Below are 15,716 nucleotides of genomic sequence, written 5' to 3' on the forward strand. Positions count from 1 at the left end.
GCAGGACCGACCAAGCAACCGGCGCCGTCGAAGGTCGCTGGTGTGCGTGCCGCGCGTCGTCCCGAAGGCGACGGACCGAAGGAAGGCGCGCTGTAGTAACTGAAGGTGAGGATCCTCGATGACCGACACCCTGGTGGTGGCTAGCGTCCTGATGGCTGCTGTGCCCAATCCCGCTCCCGCCGCACCGCCGGGCTTGGAGGGGCCGGTCTCGCTCTTCATCAGCTGGATGAAGTGGATCGGCATCATCGCCGGCCTCTTCGGTTTCGGGATGTGCGCGCTGATGATGATCCTCGGCAGGCGCAACCGGTCCTCCATGGCCGTGGACGGCGCCGCTGGGCTCCCATGGGTCCTGGGTGGACTGTCGACGCTGACCCTGGCGGCCGGCATCGTCGGCGTGCTGGTCTCGTGAGCGCAGCCACATCGCATGCGCCGGTGCTCGCCGCCGGCGTCGCCGGGCTGCTAGGAGACCCCTTCGCGGACGCCATGCGCGAAGGGGCGGCATGGGTGATGGCGGCCACGCTCGGGTGGTGGGTCGCAGTCCCGTCCGTGGACGTCGCGACCTCGCCGGCCGGCGTCATCCGCGGATACGTCGTCTGGCTGTCGTTGGCTGTGGCCACCGGGGGAGTGATGTGGCAGGCGATCCTGCTCATGGTCTCGCGGCGTCCCGACCCCCTCCTGGACATCGGTCGCGGGCTGTTCACCCTCGTCCTGTGGGCGGCGATCGGGATCGCCGCCCCCGCTGCAGCTCTGCGCGCCGGAGACGCCTTCTCGACCTGGGTGCTGCTGCATGCGGCGGACGGAGACCCCTCCACCCGCCTGATGTCCCTCGCGCAGCTGACCGGCGTCAACTCCAGCGGCGCCGTCATCGTCCTCGGCCTGCTGCTCATGCTGGCGGGGCTCGCTCAGGCCGTCGTCATGGTCTTCCGGGAAGGGGCCGTCGTCGTCCTCGCCGGAGTCGTCGTCCTGGCGGCAGCCGGCTCGCTCACGGCGGCCACGCGCAGCTGGCTGCCGCGAGTGCTCAGCTGGATGCTCGCGCTGATCGCCTACAAGCCCGTTGCCGCGCTCGTCTACGCCACGGCCGTCGTCCTGATGGGCGACGACCAGGACCCTCGAACGGTTCTGGTCGGGCTGACCATGATGCTGCTCGCGATCATCGCCCTCCCCGCTCTGATGCGGTTCTTCAGCTGGACCACCTCGGGCATCGCCTCCGGCGGAGGCGCGATGGCGGTCGCCGGGATGACGGCCTCGGCGGTGTCGACCGCAGCGGCCCTCCACGCGTCTCGGTCCTCAGCGGGGGCGGGTGCAGCCGCCCAGGCATCGCGGCTGCGAGATGACCTCGGTCCCGGCGCCGGTCCTGAGCCTCCGTCCGGCGCACCGGCGGGTGCACCTCCTGCACCCGCCGGCCCCCCACCCGCCACCCCCGCCGCCACGGGAGCTGCGGCTGCCCCGGCGAGCGGCGCCGCCGCGGGCGCCGGGTCAGCGTCGACGGCGGCCGGGACGGCGACCACCGCAGCTGGTGCCACTGCCACCGGTGCCGTCCCCGTCGGTGCAGCCCTCGCCGTCGTCGCCGCTGGCCAGGCGGCCATCGACGGCGTGAGACAGGCCGCGTCAAGTGCGGCCGACGAGCTCACCGTCGAGGCACGGTCGTGAGCGCTCGCGACGGAGCCACCGCGACGGCGGCGGACGACCAGGTGCGCATGTACGGCGGATGGCGCCTGCGACGCGGCATCGGGCTGTGGGGCCTGGACGCCGCCTCGACGACGGTCGTCCTGGCCTGCGCGCTCGTGCCCCTCCTCCTGACCGCGATCAGCCCGCTCGTCGGAGCTATCAGCGCGGCGCCGGCCATGTTCGTGGCGAGCGTGACGGCGGTCCGTGTCGGAGGAGTCCCCCTCGGCGTCCACGTCCGCCGCCGGGTGACGTGGGGCCGTTCGTCCAGGGCCGGGCGCAGCTCGCGCCGCTACGGACCGAACGCCGCGAGCACCGCCGCCGCCTGGCCGGCGCCCCTCGGGAAGCTGCAGATGGTCGAGGCGCAGGGGGCGAAGGGCACCTACGCCGTGGTGCGTGACCTCGACCTCGGGCTGCTCACGGTCCCGATCAGGTGCGCGGCGTCCTCAGCGTGGCTCGTCGAGCGCGACCAGGCCGACGGCTGGGTCGGCGCGTGGCACGCCTGGCTGGCCTCTTTGGGCTACGCACCGTCGGTGAGGTGGGTGAGCGTCGTCGTCGAGACGGCACCGGAGCCCGGGACCGCACTGCGTGACGAGATCGCTGCTCGTGAAGCCCCGTCGTCACCGCGAGACGCCCGCAGCCTGCTGAAGGAGCTGGTCCGGCGCTCGCCGGCTGCTGCTGCTCACGTCGCCACGTGGGTCTGCGTGACGGTCGACCCCACGGGCACGGACCCCCGCAGACGACCCCGCAGGACGGGCACGGCGGCTGACGCCGTCCAAGACCTCCCTGAGCTCGACAGGCTGATCTCCGGTCTGGAGTCCTCGCTGGCCGGGTGCGGCGTGACGGTCCTGGGCCGAGCAGACGCCACCCAGCTCCTCGGAGTGGTGGCCGACGCCTACGACCCCGCCATGCGAGGTCGGCGCTCCACCGTGCTGCCGGCGACGCGCCGCACCGCGAGCCGCCTGCGCACCTGGGACGACGGCGCACCGGTCGCCGTGGAGGAGTCCTGGGACCACCTGCGCCACGACTCGGGCATCTCCGTGAGCTGGGGCTGGCGCGAAGCGCCCCGCGCCCAGGTGACCAGCGACGTGCTCTCGCGCCTGCACTCACCGGGCCGTCACCCTCGACGCGTCGCCCTCCTGTACCGACCACTGCCAGCAGCGGACGCCGCTCGACTGCTGGAAGCCGAGGTCAACGCCGCAGACTTTCGCGAGGCGATGCGCCGCGCCCAGCGCCGCGACGAGACCGCTCGGGACCTCGCCGACAGGGAGCAGGCTCGCAAGGCCGCGCGCGAGGAGGCCAGCGGAGCTGGCGTCGTGCTCGTCAGCATCTACGTGACGAGCACCGTCACGGACCCGGCCCTACTCCCTGACGCGGTCGCCGAGGTCGAGGCTCGCGCAGACCAGTCGCGCATCCGGCTGCGCCGCCTCTACGGCGGCCAAGCGGTCGGGTTCGCCACCACGCTGCCGCTGGGCCTGCACCCCGTGGCGATGACGGACCGCCCTCGCCGCGGACGGCGGAGCCGAGGATGAGGCAGGAACAGCCACCGTCAGCCGCTCAGTCACGGGGCACGGCTGTAGAGCGTCCCATCCACGTGGAAGCCGCCCCGGAGTACCAGGCCACCACAGTGCAGGCCGCGGGACTCTTCCCTTTCACTGCTGGGTCGGGTTCACCCGCCGCCGGTGTTCCCGTCGGGCGGCACCTGCTCTGGGGGGAGGTCGTCTGCCTCGATCCCTTCGCGTGGCTCGAGCAGGGGCTGGTCACCAACCGCGGGATCTTCGTCCTCGGCCAGCCGGGGACCGGCAAGAGCGCCATCGCCAAGCGTCTGACCCGTGGCGGGATGGCCTTCGGCGTGACGCCGCTGTTCCTCGGCGATGCGAAACCGGACTACTCGCCGGTCGTCGGCTCGGCAGGCGGGCAGGTCGTCCGCGTCGGTCGTGGCCTGGACCGCATCAACCCCCTCGACAGCGGCCCTCTGGGCGCTGCCCTGACGCACCTGTCCGGTCAGGCCGCGGCCACCGTCCGTGCTGAGGTGAGGGGTCGCAGGATCTCGGCGTTGCTCGCACTGGCGGCGCTGGTCCGCACGTCCGCCCCCGTCACCAACGGCGAGGAGGCCGTGCTCGGCGCGGCCATCGACCTCCTCACGGACCCCCACGCCGGACGGGGTGGTGAACCGACGGTGCCGGACGTCCTCAGCCTGCTGCGCCAGGCGCCGGACCAGGTCATGTCCGCGGCGGAGGTCACGTCACCGGATCAGTACCACCTCGAGACCCGCCGCCTGCGGCAGACGCTGCGCACGCTGTGCGACGGCTCTCTGCGCGGCGTCTTCGACGGGCCGACCAGCACGCCCCTGGACCTCAGCGCGCCAGCCATCAGCGTTGACATCTCAGCAGTCGCCTCGGCCGGGGACACGCTGCTCGCCGCAGCGATGCTATCCACCTGGTCCTACGGCTTCGCGGTCATCGACGCGGCCGCAGCTCTCGCCGACGCCGGGCTTGCGCCGCGCCGGCGGTTCGTGGCCGTGCTCGACGAGCTCTGGCGGGCCTTGCGTGGCGCCCCAGGGCTCGTCGACCACGCCGATGCGCTCACGCGCGTCTACCGCGGTCGCGACGTGGCCCACCTGATGGTCACCCACTCCTTGGACGACCTCAATGCCTTGCCCAGCGAGGCCGACCGCGCCAAGGCCAGGGGCTTCGTCGACCGCTGCGCCATCACCGTGCTCGCCGGGCTGCCGATGCGGGAGCTGGACGAGCTCAGCCGGATCGTGCACCTGACCACCGCGGAGCGGCAGCTCGTCGCCTCCTGGTCCTCGCCGGAGACCTGGCACTCCGGTGGACGCCATCCCGGGCGCGGCAAGTACCTGATCAAGACCGGACAGAGGATCGGCATCCCGGTGGAGATGGAGCTCGTGGGCGACGAGCCGGTCCTGTACGAGACCGATCACCGCGCCGGTCCGAGGTCGACGCCGTGAGGCGGGCGGACAGCGGTGGCGGTCTCGATGCGGCCGGCGGATCCGGGCCCTGGCTGCTGGTGGTGGCGCTGTGGACGCCCGTCACGGTCGCATGGCTCTGGTGGACCGCTGGGCAGACTGCTTCCTGGCTCAGCGGCCGCGGATGGGCGGGGCCGGCGTTCGGCCTGTCGTTCATGCGCGGGCAGCTGCTCCATGGTCCTGCCAGCGTCTGGCCCGGCACCTCCACCGCAGCCGTGACCGCGGTCTTCTTCGTGGAGCTGCTCACCATCACCGCCGCCGGGGTCGTCGTGGTGGCGCGGCGCCCAGTACTCGCTCGGTCCGTACCGCTCAGCTCACTGGCGCGAGCCTCCGACGTCGCGGTGCTGACACCGGTGGGCGTCGGCCACCGCGCCCTGGCTCTGCGCCCATCCCTGGCGGGCGCCTCCCTCCGCCGGATCCCGCCGTCGGAGAGGGGCGTCGCCCTGGGGCACCTGAACGGCGCACGACGACGGAACTTCGAGCTGCGTGCGTCGTGGGAGGACGTGCTGCTCGCCGTCATGGCTCCTCGAGCGGGGAAGACCACGGCGCTCGGCGTCCCCGCGGTGCTCGACGCCCCGGGCGCCGTCGTCGCGACGAGCAACAAGGCGGACCTGTGGGCCGCGACGGCCCAGCTGCGGGCGCAGCAGACCGATGAGATCGTTTGGGTCTTCGACCCGCAACAGATCACCTTCGCCCCGCAGACCTGGTGGTGGAACCCCCTCAGGGGAGTCACGAACATCGAGGAGGCGCACCGGCTGGCGGGCCACTTCGTCCAAGAGGTGAGGGGCAGCCGGAACCGCGACTTCTGGACCTCGGCCGCTCACGACCTCCTCACCGGTCTCCTGCTCGCTGCCGCCGACGCCGGCAAGGACCTGCACGACGTCTACAACTGGCTCAACGACCCGACCAACCCAGAACCGGCTGACCTGCTGGCCGGCCACGGGCGTGCCGCCGCCTCAGCGAGCCTTCGAGGACGGCAGCTGGGCGCTCCCGAGACCCGCGACGGCGTCTTCGAGACCGCGCGGACCGCAGCTCAATGCCTGCGCGACGAAGCCATCATGTCGTGGGTCACGGCTCCACCCGGCGATGGGACTGACGCCGAGGGCGCGGCAGCGGCGAGGGTGAAGGAGTTCGACGCCGTCGGCTTCGCGGTCTCCCGGCAGTCCTTGTACCTGCTCTCTCGAGACGGTGCTGGTGCTGCAGCTCCACTCGTGGCGGCGATCACGGACCGGGTCATGCGGGAAGCGGTGCGGGCCGCCGAGCGCCGCGGTGGGCGGCTCGACCCGCCCATGCTCGTCGTGCTCGACGAAGCGGCCAACGTCTGCCGCATCAGCGACCTGCCTGACCTGTACTCGCACCTGGGCTCTCGAGGCGTCGTGCCGCTGACCATCCTGCAGTCCTACCGGCAGGGCACCCGGGTGTGGGGAGAGCACGGCATGGACGCCCTATGGTCCGCAGCCACCTGCAAGGTCATCGGCTCGGGGCTCGACGACGCCAAGGTCGCCGAGGACATCTCCCGTCTGATCGGAGACCATGACGTCGTCGTCCGTTCGACCAGTCGCACCGGTGGGCAGGTGAGCACCTCCACCAGTACGAGGAGCCAGCGCATCCTCGCTGCAGACGCCGTGCGAGCCCTTCCGCGCGGGAGTGCGGTGCTGCTGGCCACCGGATGCCGCGCCGCCTACCTCGGGTTGACGCCCTGGTACGCGAGCAAGCGGGCCCCAGCTGTCCGGCGGGAGGTGCAGGCGGCCGAGCAGCTGCTCACCGAACGCGCTACCCGGGCCTTCGGCGACGGCACCGCCCCCGAATGTTCTGAGAAGGGCGCCTCGTGAACCGCCCCACGCCCCGCGACCACGACGCCGTCCTGGCAGATCTCGACGCTCGGCTCACACGCTTGACCAGCGACGTCGAAGACCTCGCCTCTCTCACCAGAGCGGACGCACCACCTGCTCCGAACACCGCGTCGCAGGCGGAGCCACCCGGCTTCCCCGCGCCTCCCGTCTACACCTCCGTGGAGGTGTGGGTCCGCGAGTTCGTCGTCGAGGTCTTCCAGCGACCTTTCGGGGGAGAGGTGCGCTGGTGCGCGAGCTGGCAGGAGCACCCCGAAGCCGTCCTGCGTCTGGACGCGATGTGGCGCGCGTGGGAGGTCCTGCACCAGGACGACGGGCTCGGCCTCTCCCGCTGGCTGCTGAGCCACTTCGACCCCAGCTTCACCGTCCTGACGGGACGCACCGGTCCCTTCGCCCGCTGCACAGTCGAGCGGCACGTGGCGTGAGGGTCAGGTGGTCGGACGGACGGCCGCTAGGCCCAGCTGCCTGGCTGAGAAGAGCACGTGCCGGTCGTAGCTGACGAGGGTCACCGCCCGGCCAGCCATCTGCTGGACCTGCAGTGCCCGCGCGATGATCTCGGAGTCTCCTACTGGTAGCGGCACGTGGTGCGGCCCGTCGAGGAGCAGCCGTCCCCAGACGTGGCTCCCACCGGCGCTGACCTCGGGCCGGATGGGAAAGCGATCAAGCGGGTCGGAGACGTTCAGGTCCAGCCAGGCGAGGACTCTGAGCGCCCGCGTCCGGGTGTGGGCGTCACTGACGAACGCTGACCCGCCCTTCGGCCTGCGCAAAGCGTCGCCGCGGTCCTTCAAGCGGTCCAGCTCGACCAACACCTGGTGGAGGATCACTACCTCGACGCCGTTGCCCGGATCGGTGACGTGCGCCTCCCACGCCGCCCCGGGCAGGTAAGGCTCTTGGCCCATGAGCACGTTGGTGTCGGGCACGAGCAGAGCCCCTCCCGACTCCCACATCTGTTGTCGAGCGCGGATGTCGGCGAGGGCCGCGTCGAACGACCTGAGCCGCAGCTCGACCTCGCTCAGCACCAGGTGCGTCAGCTGCTGTCCGAGTGCGCGCGGATCGACTCCGTGGACCAGGTAGTAGCCGCGGGAGGTGACGAGGTGGTCCAGGGTCGGGCCGCTGACGACGCTTGACAGCACAGGCAGGTGCGAGCCGGCCCACCTGACGTAGGCGTTGAAGGTGTCGACGGCCTGGTTCGAGCCGACGTTACGCACGGACGCCAGACCCTCCCGCGCCTCGTTCAAGATGCGCAGGACGTGGTCGGTGCGTGCACCTGCAACGAGCTCGACGTCCACACGCGACAGTCAGCCACCGGGACCAGGCGGCCCACCACCCCAAGGGCACCACGCGCATTCCCAGGTCTGGCTCATCTTCCTCGGCTCCGGGACAGCGACTGATCGGTGCGGGGGCGGTCGTGCTGGGGTGGGCGGGCAGTCCCGAGCTGTCCGGGCCTGGGGCTGCCAGCGGTCGGTGTGGCAGCCCGGACCGCAGCGTCGACCGTGCTCTCCAGCAGGTCGAGTCGCTCAGCGAGCTGGAGGCTCGCGGCTGTCCGCTCCTTCTCCGGCAGGATCGCGAGGAGCGGTGCTACGTGTCGTGCCGCTCTCACCCGTCCCTCGACCCACTGCAGCTCGTCGGTCCAGCCGCTGAGGCGGGCGTCGATGACCGCGGTCAGCAAAGGCACCCGCTCACCGCTGAGGAGCGACGCCAGTGGGCCAGGTCCCCCCTTGCGCAGGACGTCGGCAGGATCCTGTTCCTGGGGCAGCCGAAGGCGGTAGAGGTTGCCCCCGCCGGGTGCGAGGTGCTTGAGCGCCGTCTCCGCGGCTGCGTCGCCCGCACGGTCGTGATCGGTGGCGACGATCACGGTTTGCGACTCCCTGCGCGGCGTACCCACGAGAGCCGCGACGTGGCGTTCCGACATCGCCGTACCGCACAGGGCCACACCGGCCCAGCGGTCGCCCTCACATGAGGAGACGGCAATGGCGTCCAGAGGGCCCTCCACCAGGACCGGTGTCGCCCCCCACCACCGCACGTCACGAGGATCCCTCGCTGCGTAGAGCGTGGTGGACTTGTCATAGATGGCCGACGCCGGGCTGTTGAGGTACTTCGGCGTGCGGCTGTCTGCACCCTCGGCGCAGCGGCCGACGAAGGCGACGACGTCCGCGCGCACCCTGATGGGAAGGACCAAGCGGTCGCGGAAGTGGTCGATCAGGTTGCCCGTCGATGCACGCCGGCTCAGCCCGGAGGCGATGAGCACCTCATCGCTCCAGCCGCGCTGGCGCAGGTGGTCGGTCAGCGCGGTCCACCCGCCCGGCGCGTACCCAGCTGACCACGGTGCTTCGAGGGCGACGTCGAGCCGACGTGAGGCGAGGTATCCCGGCACCCAGCTGCCCGACACGTGGCTGCGGAAGAACGCCAGCGCCTCGTGGTGCACTGCGTAGAGGTCTTCCTCGGGCCGGCGCAGCTGCATCGTCGTCGCTCGATCGGCTGGGTCAGGGCCGTGGCTGGCGCGGGGGGGAGATGCAGGAGTCGCGCCGGGCGAGCCGTTGCGCGTCGGATTCTCCGGCGTGACAGGAACACTCGCTCCCGCAGCGTCCGTTCTCGAGGTCGGGAGACTGTCGTCATCGTGTGAGCGCTCGCCTGATGCCCCGATCTCGTGAGCGAGAGCCTTACCGGCTGGCGGTGCAGGCAGGGACCGGTGTCGGATCGAGGCGATGCGGACCGCTGCCTCTGCTGCAGACGTCAGCAGGCTGCCCAGCTGGGCGAGACGCTGCAGACCCTCTTCGTACGGGTCGGAGTTGTCGGCGCTCACGCGTGGCCCTGTGCCTGTCGAGGGGCTGCCGTCACCGTCGGGGGTGCGGCAGCGGACCCGGAGTCAACAACCGGCGCAGCGCGGTGCAGCAGGTGCGCTGCGCCTTGCAGCGCCAAGGCGGCTTCTCTGGCTGCTGCCTCCTGCTCCGGTCGTCGCTGGGTCGCGCGGAGGTCGGCGAGCGCCGCTGCCAAGGCTCCCGTCGCCATCAGCAGGTCGGCGACCTCCTGACCCTCTCCGCGTTTGGCGCGGGCCAGGCGAGCCAGGTCTCGCGCTGCGCGGCGCAGGTAGGCGCCGAGAGGGGAGGCGGGGGGCACTCTGCCCCAGGAGGCTCGTGCTGCGCGCTGGTAGCGATCAGCGACTCGCTGAACCGTCCCCTCTTGGCGACCCTCGACCAACCGCCCCGCGGCCGCGATGACGTCTCCACCCGCGGTGGCGACGTCGTCGGCCTCGATGAGGCGCTCACGGTCTCCGAGCGCTCGAGCGGCGGCGCGGACGGTCTCGGTCGCCTCTCGGTAGGCGTCCTGGCGCAGGGCGGGGTCGGTGGTCAGCCGCGGCCGAGCGCCGGACGGCGTCTCCCAACGAGCAGCCAGACGACCCCAGGACAGGTCCGGTGCGAGCTTGCTGCCCCCGAACCACACCGGCTGGCCCTCGGCGTTGTGGTCGCCGGGCCACGCGACCGCGTACCCCGTGATGACGTCGGGGTCCTGCTCGCTGTGTCGCTCGCGCACGAGCACTCCTGCTGCGCGCAGCTCGGCGGCGAAGGCGGCGGGGGAGTCGGCGATCGCTGCGGCGCTCAGCACGGCGCGACGCAGGAGCACCCGCGGCGCTTCGGCCCGGTCGTGGCGCAGCGCCTTCTCCACCTCTCCCCGGGAGGCCTGCTTGCCAGCTGTGCGGTCAGTCGCTCCGGTCAGCTGCAACCCCAGCTGCGCCTCCATCGCGCGGCACGCTTCACCCACCCGGTAGAAGTCGTTCGACGTCGAGACTCTCCGGCCGTCTTGTCGCGCCAGCGTGACGACCACGTGCACGTGGTCCGCCGCATGACGCACAGCCACCCACCGACAGCCACCGTCGTCGTCCTTGGGGGCAAGACCCGTCCGGTCGAGCACCTCCCTCACGACGACGTCCCACTCCGAGTCGCTCAGTCGTCGGTCCGAAGGGGCGGTACGCAGAGCGCAGTGCCACACCGGCTTGGGCGGCCTGCGGAAGTCCGCCAGGAGGGGCTGCTGGAGCATCGTGGTGAGGGCTCGGAGATCGTGCTTACCGTCCACCACCGCGGGTTGGTGCAACGACGGCGGATCCCACGCTGCTGCGATGTGGGGGTCTACGTGCTCGTTCGCCCGACCAGGACCGAACAAGTAGTGGAGGAGGCCGGCCACCCGCTGGCCGCGGACCACTTTGCCGATCATGACGCCTTCACCGCAGCTGCTGGGCGATGGCGTTGGCCGCCTCGTCCACGTGGATGACGGCCCGCGCAGCGTCCTCGATCGCAGCGCGCAGCCATGACGGCGGTTCTCCGGTGCGGTGGAGGACCTTGCCTGCGAGGTGGACGTTCGTCTCGAGCCGCCGCAGCTGGGCACGAGCGTCGATGAGGTCTCCGAGCGCAGCCCGCAGTGGTTCGGCGAGAGGTGGTCGGCTGCCGGCGACGGCCGCGATGGTCGCCTCGGCGGCGTAGCCCGAGAGGGTAAGCCCTGCCGCTCGAGCAGCCCCGTCGACCGCAGCCGCCTGCTCCTCTGTGAGGCGCAGGAGCACGCGCACCGAGCGCCGCGGTCCTCGGTGGTCCCTGTCTCGTCGTCGCGATGAGGCCCGTCGCGCGGCACAAGGCCTCCCGTGCGAGCAGCAGCGGGCGTCCGCCCCCGTCGCCCAGGATTCGTCGCGCCCTCCGAGTCCGAGAGGTCTGCAGCGCTCGACAGAGTCGTCGTCTTTCGTCACGCCACGACGGTCGCCTCAGCAGGTTGCCCGATCGATGCCCCGCCTCTGCGGTCGGTCCGCCGCACCGGTCGGGCAACCGCATCCGGCCAGCCTCGCCAGCCTCCCGCACCGTCCTGGAGGTCTTCGTGCTGCCCACCCCGCGAACGCTGCGCCCCGGCGTCTGCCGGCCGGCGTGTCCACATCCGCGCGTCAGGTGGAAGGCGAGCCCCGTCGTCCACAGGCGCAGAACGGTCGACACCTCCGGTCACCAGAGGACGGCCATGGTCCTCGCCATGGACGACCACGCCTTCGACCTGCTCAGCTCCAGTGAGACGACGCGCACCCGCGCCGCAGACCCGGCTGTGCGCGCTGCACTGTGCTCACTGGTCGAGGTCCTTGCGGACCCTGAGGCGTCTTCCGTCTCACTCGATCTGGCCGATGAGGTCGCGGACGTCGTCAGCGACCTCATCGACACCGACCCTCCGCTGCCTCCCCTCATCTACCCCGACCGTGGGGCTGAGGGTGATGAGCACGCGTTGGAACTGGTCTGCAGGGCGATCAGCGTTCTGGAGACCGCGGTGGAGATCAGCGCTGACGCTTCCGAGAGGCTCCGCGCAGCTATCGCGGCCCGTCAGCTGCGGGTCGTCGTTGGCAGGTGGCGGCAGTGAGAGGCGACTGGCGCAGGCACAGCGAAGACCTCACGGTCCGCCTCGCGCACCTCGTCAAGCTGGGAACTGCACCTGACACGGACGACCTGGACGCAGCCCTGCACGCGCGTCGAGCCGTGATGACCTTGGCGACAGACGTCCTCTTCGACGTCAGCCGCGTGCCCCGACACACCCCTCTGCGCTGGGAGAAGAACGAGCGGGACATGCACCCCGTCGAGTACCTGGCACGGGTGCTGCAGACTCAGTCCCAGCCTCTGCCGAGGGTCTCCCTGGCCGAGAGCCTCGCCCAGGAGGGATCCGGACCCGGGGGGCAGGTCTGGAGGAGGGCTGCGACCGATGCGGTCCTCGCTCATCACGAGTGGAGCCGCCTCGACGCGCTCGACCAGCGTCTCGGCAGCGAGGCGTGGACCGCAGTGCACGAGGTCGCGCAGTTCACCCATGCGATGTCCCGTCTCGACGAGGGCCTCGCCGCCTGCTGCCACGCCGCGGGGCGCACCGACGACGCAGCCGCGCTCGTGGCCGCGGCCCCCCGTCTGCGCGGGGCCGCGGTCCCCGTCGTCACCCTGGCCAGCAGCGGACCGCTGCCTGCGCTGCGGCCGCGCACGCCACCGACACCCCGGGCAGCGTTGGTCATCCGCCGCCCCGAACACCTGTCGGCCGGGCTCGAGCGCCTGACGCACCTGGTGCGGACGGCTGATCACGTCAGCCCGTCTCACGTACAGCTCGCCTACCGGCTCCTCGGACGAGTCAGCAGCGATGCCTGCGCTGCCCTGATGAACACGGACCAGTTCACGCTGCCCGCCACGACGCCACCCGACGTCTCCGATCCCGTGGCGACGCTCGAGCACGCCGCCGCGGACTTCAGCCGAGCCATGCACCGAGCCGGACGCCAACCCGGCCGCGCCAGCACCATCGAGGTCTCTGACCCCGCCGTCCTCGTACAGCTGCAGCTCATCGCCACTCTGAACGCCGCAGAACCCTCTGCGCGAGGCCTCGTGTGGACTCGCGGCACGCCAGGGCGAGCGAGACAGGCCGCCATGGAGCTGCTGAAGGCGTCGACCGGCGCCGCTGATGCACTCGCAGAGGTGACGGTCCGGTGCGTGGAGGACAGGAAGTGGCTCGTACCGGCCGGTCTGGAGGGCGCTGCCGCCCTGACGTGGGTGCCGTCGCGGCCGCATCAAGCCGACGAGATCAACCCGGACGCGCCACCGCTGCTCACCGCAGGGCTCCAGGCGCGGCGACTCGGTGAGGTGTTAGCCGACAGCCTGACCGGTGTGATGCCGCAGACAGCGACCGCGGAAGTGGCGCGTTCCCGTCCTCCCGCAGACAAGCGGCTCAGCGCTGCCTTGATGTCCGCGGAGCGCCGAGCAGCACCCCTCCCCATGCGCGCATCTGAGCTGCAGCCTCGCCCGCGCCGCTGAGCCGAAGCGCCAACAGCCCAGCGCGAGGCGCCCCACACCCCTGACAGCGCCAGCACCGCATCCGACACTTGGAGTCATCGCCATGCCCAAGCACCGCCAGGCCACCCCCACCACGCGCGGAGCCCGCCCCGCCCTGGTGATCTTCGGAGCCTTCACGCTCCTGTGTACGGCCACCAGCATCGCCCTGGCCGCCACCAACCCGATGCCCGAGGAGTCACCTACTCCCTCTGCGGCGACGCCGGCGACAGCCTCGGCGATGCCCGACCCGAGCGCACGGCCCTCCGCCATGGCGACGAACGTCCTGGCGTCCACAGAGCCTGACGAATCGAGCGTCGCGGCAGCGCCCGTCAGCGACAGCCAGACGTGGCTGTCCGGCGCCTCCGGCGACGGCGCCGCCGACGGCGCACTGGGGGAGTGGCGCGGCGACCCCGTCGACATCGTCGGCACCTGGGCCGACGTCGGCGACAACCAGACCCAGCTGTACTCCATCGCCCCCGGCGGCGAGGTCGCTGACTTCGACGGCGCCATCGACATCGCCCCCGGCGGGCTGCTCGAGGGCGACACCTGGGCCGCGGCTGCCGACGGCGCCTACGACGACCGCTGGCGAGAGTCGCTGACCCGCATGGCCGAGCTCCGCCAGGGCCGTGGAACGACGTACGTGCGCCCCTTCCACGAGTTCAACCTGGGTGGCTGGGACTGGTCGGTCAGCCCCGGCGACGCCGAGGACTTCAAGACCGCTTGGGCTCGCTACCGCGCCATCCAGCAGGAGGTCTTTCCTGAGGCCCAGCTCGTCTACGGCGTCAACGTCACCAGCTCAGGCACCGACCTGGACTGGCGCACCACCTGGCCCGGCAGCGACCAGGCTGACGTGCTCGGAGTGGACACCTACAACGGCTGGCCCACCATCACCTCGGCGGCGGACTTCGAGGCCCACCTCGACGCCCGCGGCGACGACGGCATCCCGATCGGGCTGAACGCCTACCGCGAGCAGGCCAAGGAGTGGGGCGTGCCGCTGGCCGTGCCGGAGTGGTCCGGCCGCGCGGAGATGGGCGACGAACCCGCCTACGTGGAGGGAATGGTCGACTGGTTCGCGGCCAACGCCGGCGATGAACCAGGTCAGTTGGCCTACGAGATCCTGTTCAACGCCCCCCAAGACAACGGCAATTTTCAGCTGTTCGCTGACAACACGAGGATGCCTGCGTCAGCGCGCGCGTATGTGCAACGGAGGCTGGTGACCGCAGACGATTGCCGCACGGGGGCGAGTCGTTGGGTCGAGAATCTCGGCTCGGGCGCTATGGCTCGATGCGTCCCGAGGGCAACTCCTGACCGGGGGAGCCTCACCGGTGAGTCGAATCTCCCGGGGAGGGACAGCCACGACGTACCCGACCGTGCCGGAAGCAGGGGCGCTCTGCAGCCATGACAGTGCTTGCGGATCAGTTGGGTGCGAAGTACGTGGTCAGAAAGCGCTTGAACTGCTCGTCACGCCAGGCGTTGGCCCGGCGCGCGACCTTGGTCCAGCTGGCAATGCTGTCGAATCCATGCCAAGCCCCTTCCACCTCCAGGAAGGCCACCGGCACCCCGGCTGCACGCAGGTTCTCCACGTACGTCACGGTCTCATCGCGGAACGGTTCGATGCTGCCCACGAAGGTGATCGTCGGAGGCAGGTCGCTGTAGTCGGTCTCGCGTGCAGGCGCAGCTGTGGACGGGATCGACGCTGTGCCGTAAAGCTCGCCGAGGTAGATGCGCCAATTGGAGTCGTTGGTGACGGCGTCGTACACCGGTGCGTCGTTGTCCCGGGACGACGGGGTGGTCCGATCGTCGAGCATCGGGTAGAGCGGCATCTGGAAGGCAATTCTGACTTCGCCCCGCTGACGAGCCATCAGTGTGGTGGCTGCCGTGAGCCCACCCCCTGCACTTCCTCCAGCGACGATCAGCTGATCAGACCTCACGCCCAAGTCGCTGGCGTTCTGCTTGAGCCACAACAGGGTCTGGTAGCAGTCATCCACGGCGGCCGGGTAGGGCGCCTGCTTGCTCAACCGGTAGTCGGGTGAGACCACGACGGCATCGGTGAGGTCCAGCAGGTGCTTCATCGCCACCAGCTCTCCGCGGTGGCTGCCGGCGGAGTACCCGCCGCCGTGGAGCCACAGTATGCCGGGGCGCTGGCGAGCGGTGGAGCCGGGACGGGTGACTACCACGACGTCCAGAGCGGTGCCGTCAGTGCGCGTCAAGGACCGCTCCTGGATCTCGACGCCCCTGGGCGTCAGGCGGGCCATCAAGCGCATCGCGAGAGGGTCCTTCCTGCGCAGCTGGGCTTCAGTGCGCTGTCCACCGCCGAACAGGACGTGAGCCGCCCTACCCACGGTCCGCAGCTCTGGGGCGATCATCTGTGTGCTGACCTTCATGGGCTTGCTC

Annotated in this window: 14 protein-coding genes; 9 read left to right on the forward strand and 5 right to left on the reverse strand. The window is 71.1% G+C overall.

Annotation, left to right across the window (positions count from 1 at the left end; translation table 11 throughout):
- The first annotated feature begins 118 nt into the window (after positions 1 to 118).
- From ACUN9U_RS11095 to ACUN9U_RS11120, 6 genes are all read left to right on the forward strand, one after another.
- Positions 119 to 409, forward strand: coding sequence for a hypothetical protein (locus ACUN9U_RS11095; protein WP_445485025.1), 291 nt, complete (start codon positions 119 to 121; stop codon positions 407 to 409).
- Positions 406 to 1,650: a hypothetical protein gene (locus tag ACUN9U_RS11100; RefSeq protein WP_445485026.1), complete on the forward strand. Its 1,245-nt coding sequence runs from the start codon at positions 406 to 408 to the stop codon at positions 1,648 to 1,650. The genes ACUN9U_RS11095 and ACUN9U_RS11100 overlap by 4 nt, the downstream gene beginning before the upstream one ends.
- Positions 1,647 to 3,197 (forward strand): SCO6880 family protein, encoded by a 1,551-nt coding sequence (locus ACUN9U_RS11105; RefSeq protein WP_445485027.1) that lies wholly within the window; start codon positions 1,647 to 1,649, stop codon positions 3,195 to 3,197. Before ACUN9U_RS11100 ends, ACUN9U_RS11105 begins: the two co-directional genes overlap by 4 nt.
- 62 nt (positions 3,198 to 3,259) lie before the next feature.
- On the forward strand, positions 3,260 to 4,636 hold the full coding sequence (locus tag ACUN9U_RS11110) for a hypothetical protein (protein ID WP_445485028.1): 1,377 nt from the start codon (positions 3,260 to 3,262) through the stop codon (positions 4,634 to 4,636).
- Between the two features lie 173 nt (positions 4,637 to 4,809).
- Entirely contained in the window at positions 4,810 to 6,486 is a 1,677-nt protein-coding gene (locus ACUN9U_RS11115) for a type IV secretory system conjugative DNA transfer family protein (protein ID WP_445485029.1), read from the forward strand.
- A 179-nt stretch (positions 6,487 to 6,665) separates the two neighbouring features.
- Positions 6,666 to 6,929, forward strand: coding sequence for a DUF4913 domain-containing protein (locus tag ACUN9U_RS11120; RefSeq protein WP_445485030.1), 264 nt, complete (start codon positions 6,666 to 6,668; stop codon positions 6,927 to 6,929).
- 3 nt (positions 6,930 to 6,932) lie between these two features.
- Here ACUN9U_RS11120 and ACUN9U_RS11125 read toward each other — a convergent pair whose 3' ends face one another.
- From ACUN9U_RS11125 to ACUN9U_RS11140, 4 genes are all read right to left on the reverse strand, one after another.
- Positions 6,933 to 7,793, reverse strand: coding sequence for a PIN domain-containing protein (locus ACUN9U_RS11125; RefSeq protein WP_445485031.1), 861 nt, complete (start codon positions 7,791 to 7,793; stop codon positions 6,933 to 6,935).
- A gap of 71 nt (positions 7,794 to 7,864) precedes the next feature.
- Entirely contained in the window at positions 7,865 to 8,965 is a 1,101-nt protein-coding gene (locus ACUN9U_RS11130; protein WP_445485032.1) for a toprim domain-containing protein, read from the reverse strand.
- A gap of 338 nt (positions 8,966 to 9,303) precedes the next feature.
- Complete coding sequence (locus ACUN9U_RS11135) at positions 9,304 to 10,422, reverse strand: hypothetical protein (protein WP_445485033.1); 1,119 nt, start codon at positions 10,420 to 10,422, stop codon at positions 9,304 to 9,306.
- Positions 10,423 to 10,720: 298 nt separating this feature from the next.
- Positions 10,721 to 11,062, reverse strand: a complete 342-nt coding sequence (locus ACUN9U_RS11140; RefSeq protein ID WP_445485034.1) for a hypothetical protein — start codon at positions 11,060 to 11,062, stop codon at positions 10,721 to 10,723.
- A 446-nt stretch (positions 11,063 to 11,508) separates the two neighbouring features.
- Here ACUN9U_RS11140 and ACUN9U_RS11145 point away from each other — a divergent pair, with 446 nt between their 5' ends.
- From ACUN9U_RS11145 to ACUN9U_RS11155, 3 genes are all read left to right on the forward strand, one after another.
- On the forward strand, positions 11,509 to 11,883 hold the full coding sequence (locus ACUN9U_RS11145) for a hypothetical protein (RefSeq protein ID WP_445485035.1): 375 nt from the start codon (positions 11,509 to 11,511) through the stop codon (positions 11,881 to 11,883).
- Positions 11,880 to 13,304 carry a hypothetical protein gene (locus tag ACUN9U_RS11150; protein ID WP_445485036.1) on the forward strand — a complete coding sequence of 475 codons (1,425 nt, stop codon included), beginning with the start codon at positions 11,880 to 11,882 and terminating at the stop codon, positions 13,302 to 13,304. The genes ACUN9U_RS11145 and ACUN9U_RS11150 overlap by 4 nt, the downstream gene beginning before the upstream one ends.
- Positions 13,305 to 13,386: 82 nt before the next feature.
- The gene (locus ACUN9U_RS11155) at positions 13,387 to 14,724 is read left to right on the forward strand and encodes a hypothetical protein (protein WP_445485037.1); all 1,338 of its coding nucleotides are present in this window, start codon (positions 13,387 to 13,389) and stop codon (positions 14,722 to 14,724) included.
- 13 nt (positions 14,725 to 14,737) lie between these two features.
- On the opposite strand, the gene ACUN9U_RS11160 is transcribed toward ACUN9U_RS11155, so the two are convergent.
- Entirely contained in the window at positions 14,738 to 15,706 is a 969-nt protein-coding gene (locus tag ACUN9U_RS11160) for an alpha/beta hydrolase (RefSeq protein WP_445485038.1), read from the reverse strand.
- Positions 15,707 to 15,716 lie beyond the last annotated feature (10 nt).

The sequence above is a fragment of the Quadrisphaera sp. KR29 genome (assembly GCF_052644995.1).